Raw genomic sequence first — 15,992 nt, forward strand, 5'->3', positions numbered from 1 at the left:
TATGGACGGCACCGTAACGAGGGCGCCGCGCCCTCACAACCTGCGGCGCGGGATAAAAGGCCCCGCAAACGCTTGTTGGGCTTGGCGTTGCGTCAAGCTGAAGGGGCGGCGGCGGCGCGATCGGCGATTGACCGGGCCCCGAAGAATGGGTGACTAGGCAGCCATGACAACGCCCGTGAAAATCGCCGTCGCCGGGGCCCTGGGCCGCATGGGTCAGGCCGTCGCCCGCACCCTGGACGGCCACGCCGCCGCCGTTCTGCACAGCCGCTTTGATCGTCCGGGCGCTGAAGGCGGCGACCTCGTCGAGCGCGACACGGCCCTGACCGGCGCCGACGCGGTGATCGACTTCACCCTGCCGGAAGCCTCGGTGCTGCTGGCGGAGGCCTGCGCGGCCCTCCAAGCGAAAGAGGGGAAAGGCGGCCCGGCCGTGATCATCGGCTCGACCGGCTTTTCGGCCGAACAGACCGCCCGCATCGACGCGGCGGCGACGAAGATCGCCATCGTCCGCTCGGGCAACTATTCGCTGGGCGTCAACATGCTGATGGGTCTGGTCAAACAGGCCGCCGCCGCCCTGCCGGCCAGCGACTGGGACATCGAGGTCTTCGAGGCCCATCACAAGCGCAAGATCGACGCCCCCTCGGGCACCGCCCTGATGCTGGGCCGGGCCGCCGCCGATGGGCGCGCCGTGGATCTGGACGCGGTGTCCGTGCGGGCCCGCGACGGCGTCACCGGCCCCCGCGAGGCGGGTTCGATCGGCTTTTCCGTGGTGCGCGGCGGCGGCATCATCGGCGAGCACAGCGTGATCTTCGCCGGCGAGGAAGAGCTGCTGACCCTGTCGCACTCGGCCACCGACCGGGGGCTGTTCGCGCGCGGCGCCGTGGCCGCCGCTGTCTGGGCCGTGGGCAAACCGCCGGGCCTCTACGACATGCAGGACGTTCTGGGCTTCCGCCGATAGGCGTCGCGATTTAGACAGGGACCAGAGCCGGGGGGCTTGCATCCAGACCAGGACCTGATGGCCGACCCGACTCCCGATCCCGCTTCCCGCCAACGCGCCACCCGCCGGGACCGGCTGGTCGACGCCGGGCTGGAAGCCGTGTCGCTGTCGATGCTGGCCTTTATCGCCCTGGGCCTGCTGGTGCATGGCGGCCGCCGCGAGATCAGCCGCGAGCTGGCCCAGAGCTGGCTGCGCGAACGCGGCATCGAGGCGGTGGTGGTGGTCGACGAGCTGGACGCCAGCGGCTTTTCCGGCTCGGTGCTGCTGGGGCCGAAAAGCGACCCGATCTTCGCCGCCGACCGTATCGAGGTGGCCTATGACCTGCAGGCCCCGTGGACGCGAAGATCGGGGTCTGGCGGACCCTTCGCCCTCGACACCCGGGCCGTGCGGCTGGTGCGTCCCCGGATCAAGGCCAGCCTGACCGAGACGGGCGGCCTGAACTTTGGCCCCCTGCAGCCGCTGATCGACGAGGCCCTGGCCTCACCCAAGGACCCCAAGGCGACCGGCCCGGCCATTCTGGTCGAGAACGCCCGGCTGGCCCTGCGCACCCCCGGCGGTCTGGCGCGGATCACCGGCGACGCCAGCCTCGACGACGGCAAGCTGCTGCGCTTCGACGGCCGGCTGGCCCGCATGCGCTACGCCACCGGCGACCTGGTGGTCGAGGCGCGCGGCGCCCTGCTGTCGGCCCGCAAGCGCGGCGAGCGCCTGACTCTGGCCGCCCGCTTCGATCTGGACGCCCTGGTCCGCGAGGATCTCGAGCTGGCCGACGCCCAGGGCCAGATCGACGCGGATCTGGCCTATCCCGACCTGGTCAAGCTGTCGGCGACCGGCCCCGTCGAGGTCCGCGCCATGCTCAAGGCCGCTTCGGCCCGGACCGGCGCGATCAGCGCCACCGACGCGGCGGCCAGCCTGGCCCTGATCGGCGCGCTGGACGGGAGCCTGAGCCAGGGCCGCTTCGACGGACGGATCGTCGGCGAGGCGCGGGGCCAGACCCTGCACGCCCCCGAACTCGACGCCCGCGACGTCAGCCTCGACCTCGATCTGGACCATATCGCCGCCTCGCGGCTGGGCCAGACGATCGCCGTCCAGACCCGCGGCCATGTCCAGGCCGACGCGGCCCAGACCCTGACCGGCGGCGCGGCCCTGCGCGACGCTTCGGCCCGGCTGGATCTGGCGGGGCTGATCCTGTCGACCGATCCGGCCGGCGTCGCGGTCAGCGGACCCCTGGCCGTGCAGCTGGGCGCCAACCGCCTGACCCGCGGCGGCCTGGCCCTGACCGGCGTGGCGGCCAACGCCAAGGGACGGGTCGGCGGCCGGCTGGACAATCCCATCCTGATCCTCAGCGGCTCGGCCGGCGCCGACAGCGGTGTCTCGGGTCCCGACGCCGAGCGGCTGGCCGGCGTCCTGCCCGACGACGCCGACGCCCGCGCCGCCGCCCAGGCGCTACAGACCTTCGACCTGCGCGCCCCGGCCTTCGACCTGACCCTGCGCGAGGGCCGCACGATCCTGGCCCTGCCCCGCCCCATCACCCTGACCGCCGCCAACGGCGTGCGGGCCAGCATCGCCGCGCCGCGCGGCCCGCTGCTGGACGCCCTGGCCGGCCAGATGCGCGGCGGCCTGGTCGCCGACCTGTCCGGCGGCGGCCTGCCGACCCTGCGCCTGGACGCTCCCGACTGGCGGATGGAGGGCGGCGTCCTGAACAGCCGTCTGGCCCTGACCGGCGAGGGTGTCGACTACGCTCCGCTGCAAGGCGTGGCCGGCCGCATCGAGGGCGTGGCCCAGAGCGTCGGCCCGCGCTTCAGCTTCGCCCTGGCCGGCTGCCAGCCCCTGACGGCGACCCGCGTCCTGATCGGCGAGACGCCGCTGAGCGCGCCCAAGGTCAGCCTCTGCCCGGGCGCGGGTCCGCTGCTGACACTGAATGACGGCGCCTGGACGGCCTCGGCCCGGTTCGGCGATCTGGCCGTCTCGCTCGACGAGGCCCAGGCCGCCGTCGAGGATGGCGGGGGAACCCTCACCGCTTCCGGCGCAGGCGGGACGATGCGCGCCGAGGTCCTGCTCGACAAGGGCCTGCTGCGCGATGGCGCGCAGACCCGCCGCTTCAACCCGATCAAGGCCACCGGACGCCTTTCGCTGGCCAACGGCCTGTGGACCGGCGCCATCGACGCTGCGACGCCGGTCGGCCAGCCGCTGGGCCGGATCACCCTGCGCCACGACGTGGCCCAGGCGCGCGGCCGGGCCGAGCTGGACGCCCGCAAACTGGCCTTCGTGAAAGAGGGGCTGCAGCCGGGCGACCTGTCGCCGATGGCGTCCTGGGCCACCCAGGCCACCGGCCCGGCCAGCTTCACCGGCCTGTTCGTCTGGGACGCCGACGGCATGAAGAGCAACGGCCGGCTGGTCGCCAGCAAGCTCGACTTCACCAGCCCGATCGGCTTCGTCGCCACCCTGGACGGAACCGTCGACTTCACCAGCCTGACCCCGCTGGTCAGCGCCCCCGACCAGAGCCTGAAGATCGTCCGCATCGACAGCCTGGTGCCGCTGGAAGGCCTCGCCGCCGCCTTCAGCCTGGGGGCCGATGCCCTGCACATCTCGTCGGCCGCCTTCGAGGCCGCCAAGGGCCGGATCTCGATCGAGCCCACCGACGTGCCGCTGGACCCGGAAAAGCCGATCCGCGGCGTGATCGTCGTGCAGCACCTGGACCTGGGCGAGTTGATCGCCGCCTCGTCCCTGGTCGAGAAGATCCAGCTGGACGCCGTGGTCGACGGCCGCCTGCCGTTCGAGTTCGGCCCCAGGGGCTTCCGGTTCCTGAACGGCAGGATCACCGCCATCCAGCCGGGCCGCCTGGCGATCTCGCGCGCCGCCCTCACCGGCGTTCAGGCCGGGGTGCAGGGCCAGGACAGCGACAGCCCCGGCGCGCCCGCCCCGCCGCCGTCTCCGGAGGCGCCCGTCAACGCCATCCAGGACTTCGCCTACCAGGCCATGGAGAACCTATCGTTCACCACCCTGGAGGCGGGCGTCAACAGCACCGACCAGGGGCGGCTGGCGATCCTGTTCCACATCAAGGGCGAGCACGACCCCAAGGTCGCCGAAAAGGCCCGCGTCGGACTTTTGGACCTTTTGCGCGGCAAGGCGTTCAACAAGCGCATCCCCCTGCCGGCCAAGACGCCGGTCGACCTGACCCTCGACACCTCGCTGAACTTCGACGAGCTTCTGGAAGCCTGGCGACGCGCCTATAAGGGCGAAGATCCGACTACTCCGCGTTCAGCCCCGGTTCAGCCGTGACCGATCATCCTTTCCCCCGAACTGGAGACACCCGCATGAGAAAGCGCGCCCTGCTGATGGGCCTGATCGCGATGGGAGCGCTGGGTGCCTGCACCCCGACGATCCGCGTGAAGGTCGATCCGATCAATATCTACGCCAAGCTGGACGCCGACGTCCGGGTGCGGCTGGACAAGGAAGTCCAGACGCTGATCCAGCAAAACCCCAACCTGTTCTAGGAAAGGAACCGACATGATCCGCAAGACACTGACGGTTCTGGCCATCGGCCTGTCGCTCGCCGCCGCTGGCGCGGGCGCCGCCCTGGCCCAATCCGCCGCCGCCAAGGCCGTCGTCGACGCCGCCAAGGCCGCCGGGACCGTGGGCGAGCAGGCCGACGGCTTCCTCGGCATCGTGGCCGGCGGCGACGCCGCCCTGCGCGCCTCGGTCGCCGAGATCAACACCGGCCGCGCCGCCGCCTACAAGGATATCGCCGCCAAGACCGGCGTGACCCCCGAAGCCGCCGGCCAGGCCACCGCCAAGCAGCTCTACAGCCGCCTGGCGCCCGGTCAGTACTGGAAGCCGCTGGATGGCGGCTGGATGAAGAAGTAGTGGCTTGAAGACTGGCCCCCACCGGGCTGCTGCGCAGCCGTCCGCCCCCGTAGGGGGCGGATGAGCTCGTCTTCCCCCTCCGGGGGAGGAGGGCCGCAGGCCCGGAGGGGGCCAGTGTTCGCCGCACTGGAACGACCACCGCCCCTCCCCTAAGGAAGGGGCATGTCCGGTCAGCCCGCCCCGCTCAAATCCCTGACGCCCTACGCCGCGCTGTTTGTCGCGATCGTCACGCTGTGCGTCGGCACATCGTTCGCCAAGCAGCTGTTCCCGCTGGTCGGGGCCCAGGGTACGACGGCCTATCGCGTCGGCTTTTCAGCCCTGATCCTGCTGGCGCTCTGGCGACCCTGGCGATACCCGCTGAGCCGCGCCGACCTCACCGCCGTGGCGCTGTACGGCGCCGTGATGGGGTTGATGAACCTCTGCTTCTACATGTCGCTGCGCACCATCCCGCTGGGCCTGGCCATCGCCATCGAGTTCACCGGGCCGCTGGCCCTGGCCCTGATCCATTCGCGAAAGCTGATCCACTTCGTCTGGATCGGACTGGCGGCGCTGGGCCTGTTGCTGCTCTTGCCGCTGAAACCCGGCGCCGGAGCCCTGGACCCGGTCGGGGTGGGCTTTGCCGCGACCGCGGCGGTGCTGTGGGCGCTGTATATCGTGCTGGGCAAGCGCACCGGCCACATGCATGCGGGGCGCACTGTGGCCCTGGGCATGAGCACGGCGGCCCTGATCGTGGCCCCGATCGGCCTGGCCACGGCCGGCGCGGAGCTCTTTCATCCCCGCGTCCTGATGCTGGGCCTGGTGGTGGCGGTGCTGTCCAGCGCCATCCCCTATTCGCTGGAGATGGTGGCCCTGAAGGGCATTCCCAAACGCAGCTTCGGGGTGATGCTCAGCGCCGAACCAGCGGTCGGGGCCCTGGCCGGGCTGCTGATGCTGGGCGAACGCCTGGCGCCGCTGCAGTGGCTGGCCATCGGCTGCATCATCGCGGCCTCGGCCGGGACGATCCTGACGACGGAGTCGCGAATAGAAGACCCTCTCCCATAGGGAGAGGAGGGACCCGCCGCGTAGCGGTGGGAGGTGAGGGGTTAGCGGAGCCCTTCCGGACAAGGCAGGGCTGGGCGGCGCTCCGGCTGACGGTGTAACCCCTCACCCTCCCATGCTGCGCATGGGCCCCTCCCTCTCCCTCTTGTTCAGACCGGGGACATCCGTGACAGGTGTTCGGAGACATCCGTGACACATTTTCCGATCTCGAAGGGAGGTCGGAGATGCCATTCACGGGAGTCTCTGCGATGGATTTCAAACGGGAGTTCGTGCGTCTGGCGCAGGCTGAAGGCGTCAATCGCCGGGAGCTTTGCCGGCGGTTTGGGATAAGCGCCAGCCTGGGTTACCGGCTGCTGTTGCGCTATGCGGCGCAGGGCGAGGCGGGTTTGACGGAGCGGTCGCGACGCCCACATGGTTCGCCTCGGACGACGCCGGCTCCGATCGAGGCGGCGGCGCTGGCGGTGCGGGCCCAGCACCCGGCTTGGGGCGGGCGCAAGATCGCCGCTGTGCTGCGACGCCAGGGCCTGGCCGCGCCTTCGCCCTCGACGGTGACCCAGATCCTGCGCCGCCATGGCGTGACACTGGGCGCATTCGGCGGCGGCCACGAGCCGTTCATCCGCTTCGAGCACCCCGCGCCAAACGACCTGTGGCAGATGGACTTCAAGGGCTACGTGCCGCTTGGCGCGGAGGGCGGGCGGCTTCACCCGCTGACCGTGCTGGACGACCATTCGCGCTTCTGCCTGGTGCTGGAGGCCTGCGCCAACCAGGAGCGCCAGACCGTAAAATCCAGCCTGATCAACGCCTTCCAGCGTTATGGCCTGCCCCGTCGCATCACCGCCGACAACGGCCCGCCCTGGGGCGCGGGCATGAGGGGGGACGGCGTGGGCCGGTCCTGGACCGCTCTGGGCGTGTGGCTGCTGGAGCAGGACATCGCTCTGGGCCACTCGCGACCCTACCACCCCCAGACCCAGGGCAAGGACGAGCGCTTCCATCGCACCCTCAAGGCCGAGGCCCTGTCAGGGCCGCCGTTCGCCAACCTGGAGGAGGCCGCCCGCCACCTGCGCGACTGGCGCACGGTCTACAACACCCAGCGCCCTCACGAGGCCCTGGGCCTGATCACGCCCATCGAACGCTATGCTCCAAGCCCCAGGCCCTATCGCGACGACATCGCGCCCTTCGCCTATGGCCCCGACGACCTGACGCGCAAGGTTCAGGACGGCCGCATCAGCTTCGAGGCCCGCCTCATCCGGGTCCCCAAGGCCTTCACAGGCAAGACCTTGGCCCTTCGTCCCACCAACATCGACGGCCGCTATGACCTGGTCTTCAGGTCCAAGACCATCTCCACCATCGACCTCAAAACGCCGGTGTGATCATCCTCAACCTGTCACGGATGTCTCCGAACACCTGTCACGGATGTCTCCGGCCTGAACACCTCTGGGAGAGGGCTGCTATTTACCCCGCGCCACGAACCAGCCGTTGCGGAAGCCCTGATCGGCCTTGCCATAGACGAACGCCCCGCCGTCCGGCGTGGTGAACCGGCCGCCGGCCGCGATCAGGATCGCATGGCCCGCCGCCGTGTCCCACTCCATGGTCGGGCCATGGCGGGGATAGATGTCGGCCGAGCCCTCGGCGATGCGGCACATCTTGATCGAGCTATCCATCGCCGTGCGCAGGTCAAAGCCGTACTGCGCCGCCAGTTCGGCCGCGCGATCTTCCTTCAGGGTATGACTGACCAGCGCCACGGCCTCGCCCTTGGGCCAGGCGCGCACCGATGCGGGAGCCTCCGGGCCACCCGGCGTCAGGCGCTTGAGCACACCGTCTGAAGTGGTGAACCAGGCCTCGCCAGTGGCCGGGGCCACGATCGCGCCGGCCACGGGGACGCCATTCTCGATCAGGCCGATATTGACCGTGAAATTGGGATCGCCGCGCACGAAGGCCTTGGTGCCGTCGACCGGATCGACCAGGAAGAAGCGCGGACCGATGTCCTCGGGCGCGCCAAACTCGCTGGCGTCTTCCTCGGAAACGGTCGGTACGCCGGGGAAAACCTCCGCCAGACGCTTGAGGATCAGGATCTCGCCGGCCTTGTCGGCCTCGGTCACCGGGCTGGAATCGGCCTTCTGGACCACGTTCAGCTCGGTCCGCCAGAACGGCAGGATGACCGTGGCGGCCTCCTCGCAGATCTCGGCCAGGGCGCGGCCCCAATCCGCGAGAGGCCGGGCAGCCAGAGGCAGGTCGGAAACGCTCATTCAGGATCCTCTCACTATGACCCTCGAGGGTCATCACCGACATAGACGAGCGTCACGCGCTGGGTGTTGATCGTCTGCTTGCCGGCGTCTTCGAAATTGACGGTTACGCGATGGCCGATCACCGACTGCACCTGTCCCAGACCCCAGTCGGGCTGGTCGGGGTGGCGCACCAGGACGCCAGGTTCGAGAAACGGATCCATAACGCAGCTCTGATAAGCCGCGCCTTCAGTTTGCCAAAGCCTCAAATCACGCCAGAGTCCGCACCATGACCGACACGCCCTCGCATCCCGCCCCGAGCACCCCCGCTGACGTCAGCGGGCCTGACTTCGCCGCGATGCTGGCGGCGCGCCTGTGCCACGACTTCATCAGCCCGGCCAGCGCCATCGTTTCGGGCCTGGACCTGCTGGACGATCCGTCCGCCCAGGACATGCGCGAAGACGCCATGAGCCTGATCGCCTCGTCGGCCCGCAAGCTGGCCGACCTGCTGCAGTTCTGCCGCGTGGCCTTCGGCGCGTCGGCCTCGGCCGAGGCCTTCGATTCGCGCGAGCTGGAAAAGCTGGCCCAGGGCGTCTTTGACCATGTGCGTCCCACCATGGTCTGGGCCATCGAGTCGCAGCCGATCAACAAGGCCGCCGCCCGGGCCCTGCTCAATATCGCCCAGCTGTCGGCCAGCGCCCTGCCAGCCGGCGGCGTCGCCACCCTGAAGGGCGTCACGGCCGAGGGCCGGTTCCTGATCACCGCCGATTCCGTCGGCCCCCGCGCCCGTCTTCGCCCCGAAGTGCTGGCCGGCCTGCGTGGCGAGGCCCTGACCGAAGGTCTGGGCGGGCCGTGGGTGCAGGCCGCCTATCTGCACGCCCTGGTGCGCGCCGCCGGCGGTCAGGTGGCCGTCGAGGCGGCCGAGGATCGCATCAGCCTGGCCTGCTGGGTGCCGGCTTAGACGGGCGCCGGAAAATCGCCGGTTCATCCTTAAGACACACGGCTCCTTAACCTCGATATCCGACCATGCGGGCTTCGATGGGAGCGTGCCGTGAAGACCTGTCTTGTGGTCGACGACAGCCGGGTGATCCGAAAGGTCGCCCGCCGGGTCCTTGAGGACATCGGCTTTGAGATCGCCGAGGCCGCCGATGGCATGGAGGCTCTCGCGTGGTGTCGCGGCGCCATGCCCGACGCCGTGCTGCTGGACTGGAACATGCCCGTGATGAACGGCATCGAGTTTCTGCGCCAGCTGCGCAGCGAACCGGGCGGCGATTCGCCCACCGTGGTGTTCTGCACCGTCGAGAACGACGTCGATCACATCCGCGCCGCGCTCGAGGCCGGCGCCAACGAATACATCATGAAGCCGTTCGACGGCGAAATCATCGCGGCGAAATTCGCCGAGGCGGGCCTGCTTTGACCCCCGAAGACATGGAACTGCTGGCCGCCCTGGGCCGCGCCCGCGCCGGCCTCAAGGTCGATGTCGACAAGACCTATGTCATCGAGAGCCGCCTGGGGCCGCTGGCCCGGCGCGAGGGCTTCGACTCGATCGAGGCCCTGATCGCCACCCTGCGGTCCAAGCGCGAGGAGCGCCTGATCTGGGCGGTCGTCGAGGCCCTGACCTTCAACGAGACCAGCTTCTTCCGCGACCGCGAGGTCTTCGCCCATCTGCGCGACCACGTGCTGCCGACCCTGTCCAAGACCCGCCGCGACCAGCCGATCCGCATCTGGAGCGCCGCCTGCTCGACCGGCCAGGAGGTCTATTCCCTGGCCATGGCCGCCGGCGACAGCCGCGACGTCGAGCCGGGCGCCAAGTTCGAATTCTTCGGCTCCGACCTGTCGGAGCGCTGCCTGGAAAAGGCCCAGAGCGGCCTCTACACCCAGTTCGAAATCCAGCGCGGCCTGCCGATCCAGCAACTGGTCAAGCATTTCGCCAATCAGGACGACACCTGGGAGATCTCGCCGCGCATCCGCCAGCTGGTGCGCTGGAAGCGGATCAACCTGCTCAGCGACCTGTCGCCGATGGGCCGGTTCGACGTGATCCTGCTGCGTCACGTCCTGGAGGGCTTGGATCCTTCGGTACAGGGGCGGGTCATCGAAAGCCTGGCCGCGCGCCTGGCCGACGACGGCGTTCTGGTGCTGAGCCCGGACGACCACCTGACCGGCGCCGCCGCGACCCTGCTTTCAGCCTCCGATCAGCCCGGCGTCTTCGTCCGCAACGCGGTCGTCGCAGCCGCCCAGGAAGAAGCCGCGGCCTAGGCCCTGGCCCTGGCGTCATCCCGGACTGCATTTGAACTGACCAGGCAAGCAAAAGCCCGCCGGTCGGTGGGACCGGCGGGCTCGCTGCAGACCTTAAGGCCTGACTAGTTCTTGGCGTCCTTGGCGGTGTCGGTCACCGCCTTGCCGGCCGAGGAGACGTCCTTGCCGGCGCCTTCGACGGTGTTGCAGGCGGCGACGGACAGGCTGGCGGCGATGGCGGCCAGGATGATCAACTTGCGCATGGTGTTCTCCGGTGTTTGGCCCGATGGGCATGGAACCTGTTCGCTTCAGACAACGCCTCCGGCGAAGCTAGGTTCCGGGCAAAGGTGGCGCTTGCGGAGTCGGGAAAATCAGCCGCACCAGCAGGCCGCCGTGGGGGCTGGTCTCAAAGCTCACCTTGCCGCGAAGCTGGCGGGCGAAGGCGTTCATCAGGGTGCGGCCGACCCCTTCGCCCAGCCCCTCCGTGGCGCCTGGGCCATCATCGCCGATCGACAGCTCGGCCTCTTCGCCGCGCACGCTGAAGTTCACCGACAAGACGCCGCCCCGGCCGGCGAAGGCGTGCTTCTGGGCGTTGGTGATGGCCTCGACCGCGAACAGGGCGATGGGGGCCAGGCGGTCGGGATCGATGACCAGGGGATCTGCATGCACCTCGGTGCGCACCGTCCCCGAGTTCGAAATCTCGCCGACCAGCAGCTGACCGGTCAGCTCTTCCAGGAACGGCCGCAGGTCGACGCGCTTGAGGTCGGGGCCCTGGTAGAGGGCGCGATAGATCTGGGCCAGGGCGGTGATGCGCTGGCGGGTGTCGTTCAACGCCGCCTTGGCGGCCGGATCGGTCAGGGCCCGCTGCTGCATGTTCAGCAGCGAGGTGATGATCTGCAGATTGTTCTTCACCCGGTGATGGATCTCGCGCATCAGCGCGTCCTTCTCGGCCAGGCTGTCCATCAGGGATGCATCGCGGGCCACGATCGCGCCGGCCATGTCGTCGAGGGTCGCGGCCAGGTCGCGGATCTCGGGCGGCGCGCGCTCGGCCTGCACGGGGCGCACCGTGAAGCGGCCGCGGGCATAGATCGCCGCCACGCGCTGCAGATAGATGATCCAGCGGATCACCGCCCGCTCGGCGGCGTACAGCACCGCGCCCAGGGCCAGGCCAAAGGCCAGCAGCGGCAGGATCAGGCGCGAGATCGGATTGATCCAGGCCCAGGACAGCAGGCCCGGCGACGGGGCCGACAGCAGAACGAAGACGCCGCTCTCGGTCAGGGGGGCGGCGGAATAGACCCGGCGGCGGTTCTGGCGATCCTTGCCCGACCACAGCACGGCCCCGCGCGTGCTGGCCACCGAGCGCCAACCCAGGGGCGGGGTGTCGAAGGCCCCCGCTTCGGTGGAGGCGAAGACCACGCCGTGCGAATCGGCCAGGGCGATCTCGGCGCCTTCGGGCATGAAACGGTTGGCGGTTTCCAGGCGCAGGCTGCGCAGGGTCAGCACCGCGACCATGGCGCCGTCGAACCGGTCGCCCGGACCGCTGGCCCGGACGGCGGCCAGAACCGCAGGTTCGGTCGCGTAGGTCGCGCCCGGCGCGCTGGCCACCACCAGATCCGACCCCGCCGCCAGCTCGCGGAACCACAGCCGTCCGGCCCGCGTGGGGTCCGGCGGGGTGGTCGCGGCGGCGCAGACCACCCGGCCGCGGGAGTCGAACCGGACAAGATTGGCGTAGCCCGGCAGGCGCGCTCGCACATCGGCCAGACGCTGGGCGCATTCCAGGCCTACAGAGCCCGGGCCGAGTGTCTGGAGCAGAACGCCGGCCGCCTCGATACGCGCGCGGGCGATGGCCGCACTGCGTCCGGCCGCCAGTTCCAGGCTCTGCCGGCGCAGATCGGCCTCGGCGCGGAACGCGAAGATTGATTGCAGGCCGCCCAGCAGCAGGACCGGCAACAGGGCGATAAACAGCGCCGCCGCCAGCCGGACGCGGATTGAAGTGACAGTCTCCGCGCCACGGCTTCTGAAGGATCTCACCGCCGGGAGCTCAGGCGCTCCGCGTCGGCCAGGATCGAACCCATCGCATCGCCCGCCGATCGGCCGTCACGGTCATAAGCGCCGGCTTCCAGGATCGCCTGCAAGGCCCGGCGGGCCCGGCTGACACGACTTTTGACGGTGCCCACGGCGCAGCCGCAGATCACGGCGGCCTCTTCATAGGCAAAGCCGCCGGCCCCGACCAGGATCAGGGCTTCGCGTTGTTCGGCGGGCAGCATGCCCAGGCTCATGCGCAGCTCGTCCAGGGCGACAGGGGCCTCGGGGTCGTCCACGGCCACCAGGGTCCGCTCGGCGGCGTCCTGGTCCAGCTGGCTCTGCCGCCAGGAGCGGCGCTTTTCCGAATAGAACTGGTTGCGCAGGATCATGAAGGTCCAGGCCTTCATGTTGGTGCCCAGCTGGAAGCTGGCGCGCGCGTCCCAAGCCTTCATCATGGCGTCCTGCGCCAGATCGTCGGCGGCGGTGGGGTCGCCCGTCAGCGTGCGGGCGAAGGCGCGCAGATGCGGGATCAGCGTGACAAGCTCGCGCTTGAACGCATTGTCGCGCGGCGGGTCAAACGGCGACCGGCCGACCTGAGCTTCGGTGTCCGCCATGCTCATTCCTTGCCCGCCGGCTTTTCGGCCTTGCGCAGGATTTCAAGGAATTCGTCGGGCACCGGCTCGTTGACGACCTCGTCGAACATCTGGCGCAGCTTCACGCCGATGGCCTGTTGACGCAGGCGGGCTTCGTCGAGCGCCGCGGCGCCTTTGCGGTGATCTTCCATGGGTACGTGTTCGATCATGTCCTCGACGCCGAAATAACGCAGCGCCCGCCCCCTTTGGCCGAATGTGTTTCTGCCAGACGACAACGCGGTTTTCCGTATCGGGTTCCAAAAGCTTGGGCATAGGATGGCAAAATTCTGCAAACGGCGGAACCGGCTTCATAAGGCGGCGTTTAATACCCTGATCGAATGGCTCAGCTTGGCCATGGAATCGCGTTTTCCACGAAGACACCGCATCGGGAGGGGTCATGAGTCTTCTAGCCCGGCTGGCGCCGCATCTGCCTTACATACGCCGCTACGCCCGCGCCCTCACCGGCGATCAGAACACCGGCGATCACTATGTCCGGGTGGCGCTCGAGGCGCTGGCCGCCGGCGAGCGTTCCCTGGATGCCGACCTGTCGCCCCGCGTCGCGCTCTATCGCGTCTTCCATGCGATCTGGCTGTCCACGGGCGCTCAACTTGAAGCGCGCCATGAGGAGGGCGGTTCCGCCGCCGACGACGCCACGCAACGCCTGATGCGCATCGCGCCGCGCTCGCGTCAGGCCTTCCTGCTCACCGCCCTGGAAGGCTTCACGCCGACCGAGGCCGCGCAGATCCTTGAGTGCGCGTTCGGCGACGTCGAACGCCTGATCTCCGAGGCCCAGACCGAGATCGACGCCGAACTGGCCACCACCGTGCTCATCATCGAAGACGAACCGGTCATCGCCGCCGACATCGAGGCCCTGGTCCGCGAGCTGGGCCACGAGGTCATCGACATTGCCGCCACCCGCACCGAGGCCCTCGAGGCGGTGGCGCGCAGGACGCCCGGCCTGGTGCTGGCCGATATCCAGCTGGCCGACGGCTCGTCGGGCATCGATGCGGTCAAGGACATCCTGGCCCGTCTCGACGTGCCGGTGATCTTCATCACCGCCTTCCCCGAACGCCTGCTGACCGGCGAGCGTCCGGAACCGACCTTCCTGATCACCAAGCCCTTCCAGCCGGAAACGGTGAAGGCGGCGATCGGCCAGGCGCTGTTCTTCCATCCCCGGCGCACCCGCAAGGCCGCCTGATTGATCTGCCCGAAACGTCAACGGCCGCCCGAGAGGGCGGCCGTTTTCGTCTGGGCGTCAGGTCGGAAAGCAGATCAGCCGGCCGGCGTCTGGCGGACCGGGCTCTGCGGGGTGTCGTAACGGGCGGCCTCGGCCGGGGTCTTGGCGCCGTTGTTGTGCTCGACGGCGGCCAGATCGTCCGCCCGGAAGCCCCAGGCCCCGAACAGCGCGATGGCGGCCAGCACCGTCGACACGATCAGGATCCAGAAGATGTGCTGTCCCCACCGGCCCTGACGCACGCGCGTGGCGTTGAGACGGTTGGCTTGGAAATCACTATCGGCGGGCATGTCGCTCTCCTTGGCAAGGTTACTGGTCGGGGTCGAACGCGAGCATCTCGAAGGGCGGGGGCCGGGCGTTGAAGGTCTGGACGACGCCCGCCGACACGGCCACCACGGCGATCACCATCAACGCCCTGAGCCGCGTTCTGGCCGTTCTCTGACGGCGGCTCGGCGCCATGTAGAAAACCATTCCGCCGTGTTCAGCCTGGTAGCTCCGGATCATGACGCGCCCGCCTTGCTCGAATACGGCCCGCTTGGCCGTTGCCCAAACAACGTGCGCCACCCCGCGGCGTTCCCTCCGACGCTTGCGGTCGGGCCTTTCAACGCGCTGGCAAAAATAATCGCGCCGGTCCGGAACCACAGTTTGGCGATCGCGTTTTCTATTTGCGGAGGCGGCGACGCCCCCCCGACTTGAGGCTGGCGCAAGCCAGCCTGCCGCCTCCGCACCCCCCTTCAAAGATGACGTCCAGGCGGACCGCCACGCGGCCCGCCTTTCCGTCGTGCGGCAGGCTTCGACAAAAAGCCCGCCCCCGGTCCAGGCCGGAGGCGGGCGGTATCCGGCGATCCGCCAAGGCTCAGGGTTTGCTGATCTCAAAGACAATATCGGCCCGGCGACGCAGCGGCGCCGAGGCGCCGGCTCTTGTCGTGGCGCCGGCGTCCCCGGCGGCGGCGACATCAAACTCCGCCTTGCCAAGGCCCGCCCGGATCAGCGCCCTGGTAACCGCCTCTGCGCGGCGCCGGGACAGCTCCATATTGGCGTCGGGCGCGCCGACCGCGTCGGCCAGGCCCGTGATGCGGGCCCTGTCGACCTTGCAGCCGCGCGTCATGGCCCCGGCGCTCTTGAGCACCGACCGCGCCTCGCGCGTCACCCGGGCCTGATCCCGCTCGAAATAGATCGAGACCTGAAAGTCCGCGCAAGCCGGCGGCAGCGCCTCGATCGAGGCGCGGGTCGGCCTCCCGGGCGCGGACGCGCAGCCCGCGAGCATCAGTCCGGCGCCGAGCGCCGCCGCGGTGATCTTGAGGGTCATGGCGCCTCGCCTTTTCCTGAACGTGCAAAGGGGCGACCGACATCCGTCGGCCGCCCCTTGGGTTTTCATCGGCGCGATCGTTCCCTAGCGGGGACGACCGTCCTCCCAGAAGTAACGACCGCTGCGGGAGTCGTAGTAATAATACCGGCCGGCGCGCTCGTCGTAGTACTGGCGGCGGTTGACCTCGGTCGCGCCGCAACCACCGTCTTCGCGGCAGCCCTTGATGGCGCCGGCCGTGCCGCCGACGGCCGCGCCGATCGCGGCGCCCGTGCTGGCGCTGCCGCTGCCGACATTGTTGCCGATCACGGCGCCCGCGAGAGCGCCCAGGGCCGCGCCGCCGGCGGCGTTACGTTCAACATTGCCGGTCGAGGTGCAGGCCGTGGCCAGCAAGCCGACGCCCAGCAGGGCGATCATCGTCTTGTTCATTGTGGCTATCCCA

General features: G+C 69.5%; 19 protein-coding genes and 1 pseudogene. 10 read left to right on the top strand and 10 right to left on the bottom strand.

What is annotated here, in order from left to right; all coding sequences use genetic code 11:
• The first annotated feature begins 163 nt into the window (after positions 1-163).
• From dapB to ACN2C7_RS00100, 6 genes and pseudogenes are all read left to right on the top strand, one after another.
• Positions 164-955, top strand: a complete 792-nt coding sequence (gene dapB / locus ACN2C7_RS00075) for a 4-hydroxy-tetrahydrodipicolinate reductase (protein ID WP_419319174.1) — start codon at positions 164-166, stop codon at positions 953-955.
• 36 nt (positions 956-991) lie between these two features.
• Positions 992-4,273 carry an intermembrane phospholipid transport protein YdbH family protein gene (locus tag ACN2C7_RS00080; protein ID WP_419319175.1) on the top strand — a complete coding sequence of 1,094 codons (3,282 nt, stop codon included), beginning with the start codon at positions 992-994 and terminating at the stop codon, positions 4,271-4,273.
• A 35-nt stretch (positions 4,274-4,308) separates the two neighbouring features.
• Positions 4,309-4,488 carry a YnbE family lipoprotein gene (locus tag ACN2C7_RS00085; protein ID WP_419319176.1) on the top strand — a complete coding sequence of 60 codons (180 nt, stop codon included), beginning with the start codon at positions 4,309-4,311 and terminating at the stop codon, positions 4,486-4,488.
• A 13-nt stretch (positions 4,489-4,501) separates the two neighbouring features.
• A complete protein-coding gene (locus tag ACN2C7_RS00090; protein ID WP_419319177.1) occupies positions 4,502-4,858 on the top strand; it encodes a YdbL family protein in 357 nt (118 codons plus the stop codon).
• 162 nt (positions 4,859-5,020) lie between these two features.
• Complete coding sequence (locus tag ACN2C7_RS00095) at positions 5,021-5,899, top strand: EamA family transporter (RefSeq protein WP_419319178.1); 879 nt, start codon at positions 5,021-5,023, stop codon at positions 5,897-5,899.
• Between the two features lie 221 nt (positions 5,900-6,120).
• A pseudogene (locus tag ACN2C7_RS00100) lies at positions 6,121-7,324 on the top strand (IS481 family transposase).
• 20 nt (positions 7,325-7,344) lie between these two features.
• Here the strand turns inward: ACN2C7_RS00100 and cysQ are convergent.
• Together cysQ and ACN2C7_RS00110 are read right to left on the bottom strand one after the other, a co-directional pair.
• Positions 7,345-8,142: a 3'(2'),5'-bisphosphate nucleotidase CysQ gene (gene cysQ, locus ACN2C7_RS00105; protein WP_419319179.1), complete on the bottom strand. Its 798-nt coding sequence runs from the start codon at positions 8,140-8,142 to the stop codon at positions 7,345-7,347.
• 14 nt (positions 8,143-8,156) lie between these two features.
• A complete protein-coding gene (locus ACN2C7_RS00110) occupies positions 8,157-8,342 on the bottom strand; it encodes a DUF3553 domain-containing protein (RefSeq protein WP_419319180.1) in 186 nt (61 codons plus the stop codon).
• Positions 8,343-8,407: 65 nt separating this feature from the next.
• Here ACN2C7_RS00110 and chpT point away from each other — a divergent pair, with 65 nt between their 5' ends.
• Genes chpT through ACN2C7_RS00125 form a run of 3 tightly spaced genes read left to right on the top strand, consistent with a single transcriptional unit; the run spans position 8,408 to position 10,374 of the window.
• Complete coding sequence (gene chpT / locus ACN2C7_RS00115) at positions 8,408-9,079, top strand: histidine phosphotransferase ChpT (RefSeq protein ID WP_419319181.1); 672 nt, start codon at positions 8,408-8,410, stop codon at positions 9,077-9,079.
• 57 nt (positions 9,080-9,136) lie between these two features.
• Complete coding sequence (locus ACN2C7_RS00120) at positions 9,137-9,535, top strand: response regulator (RefSeq protein ID WP_419321507.1); 399 nt, start codon at positions 9,137-9,139, stop codon at positions 9,533-9,535.
• On the top strand, positions 9,532-10,374 hold the full coding sequence (locus ACN2C7_RS00125; protein ID WP_419319182.1) for a CheR family methyltransferase: 843 nt from the start codon (positions 9,532-9,534) through the stop codon (positions 10,372-10,374). The genes ACN2C7_RS00120 and ACN2C7_RS00125 overlap by 4 nt, the downstream gene beginning before the upstream one ends.
• Before the next feature lie 104 nt (positions 10,375-10,478).
• Here the strand turns inward: ACN2C7_RS00125 and ACN2C7_RS00130 are convergent, their stop codons facing one another.
• From ACN2C7_RS00130 to ACN2C7_RS00145, 4 genes are all read right to left on the bottom strand, one after another.
• Positions 10,479-10,616 carry an entericidin A/B family lipoprotein gene (locus ACN2C7_RS00130; protein ID WP_419319183.1) on the bottom strand — a complete coding sequence of 46 codons (138 nt, stop codon included), beginning with the start codon at positions 10,614-10,616 and terminating at the stop codon, positions 10,479-10,481.
• Between the two features lie 67 nt (positions 10,617-10,683).
• On the bottom strand, positions 10,684-12,384 hold the full coding sequence (locus tag ACN2C7_RS00135) for a sensor histidine kinase (protein WP_419319184.1): 1,701 nt from the start codon (positions 12,382-12,384) through the stop codon (positions 10,684-10,686).
• Positions 12,381-12,992, bottom strand: a complete 612-nt coding sequence (locus ACN2C7_RS00140; RefSeq protein ID WP_419319185.1) for a sigma-70 family RNA polymerase sigma factor — start codon at positions 12,990-12,992, stop codon at positions 12,381-12,383. The genes ACN2C7_RS00135 and ACN2C7_RS00140 overlap by 4 nt, the downstream gene beginning before the upstream one ends.
• Before the next feature lie 2 nt (positions 12,993-12,994).
• A complete protein-coding gene (locus tag ACN2C7_RS00145) occupies positions 12,995-13,180 on the bottom strand; it encodes a NepR family anti-sigma factor (protein WP_419321508.1) in 186 nt (61 codons plus the stop codon).
• Positions 13,181-13,407: 227 nt separating this feature from the next.
• Between ACN2C7_RS00145 and ACN2C7_RS00150 the strand changes: the two genes are divergently transcribed.
• Positions 13,408-14,208, top strand: a complete 801-nt coding sequence (locus ACN2C7_RS00150; protein ID WP_419319186.1) for a response regulator — start codon at positions 13,408-13,410, stop codon at positions 14,206-14,208.
• Between the two features lie 74 nt (positions 14,209-14,282).
• On the opposite strand, the gene ACN2C7_RS00155 is transcribed toward ACN2C7_RS00150, so the two are convergent.
• The 4 genes from ACN2C7_RS00155 to ACN2C7_RS00170 form a co-directional block, all read right to left on the bottom strand.
• On the bottom strand, positions 14,283-14,534 hold the full coding sequence (locus ACN2C7_RS00155; protein WP_419319187.1) for a hypothetical protein: 252 nt from the start codon (positions 14,532-14,534) through the stop codon (positions 14,283-14,285).
• A gap of 19 nt (positions 14,535-14,553) precedes the next feature.
• Complete coding sequence (locus ACN2C7_RS00160; RefSeq protein ID WP_419319188.1) at positions 14,554-14,808, bottom strand: hypothetical protein; 255 nt, start codon at positions 14,806-14,808, stop codon at positions 14,554-14,556.
• 292 nt (positions 14,809-15,100) lie between these two features.
• Entirely contained in the window at positions 15,101-15,553 is a 453-nt protein-coding gene (locus ACN2C7_RS00165; protein WP_419319189.1) for an OmpA family protein, read from the bottom strand.
• Between the two features lie 84 nt (positions 15,554-15,637).
• The gene (locus tag ACN2C7_RS00170; protein WP_419319190.1) at positions 15,638-15,979 is read right to left on the bottom strand and encodes a YMGG-like glycine zipper-containing protein; all 342 of its coding nucleotides are present in this window, start codon (positions 15,977-15,979) and stop codon (positions 15,638-15,640) included.
• Positions 15,980-15,992 lie beyond the last annotated feature (13 nt).

Origin of the sequence: Caulobacter sp. ErkDOM-E (assembly GCF_048541895.1) — a bacterium.
Classification (GTDB): Bacteria; Pseudomonadota; Alphaproteobacteria; order Caulobacterales; family Caulobacteraceae; genus Caulobacter.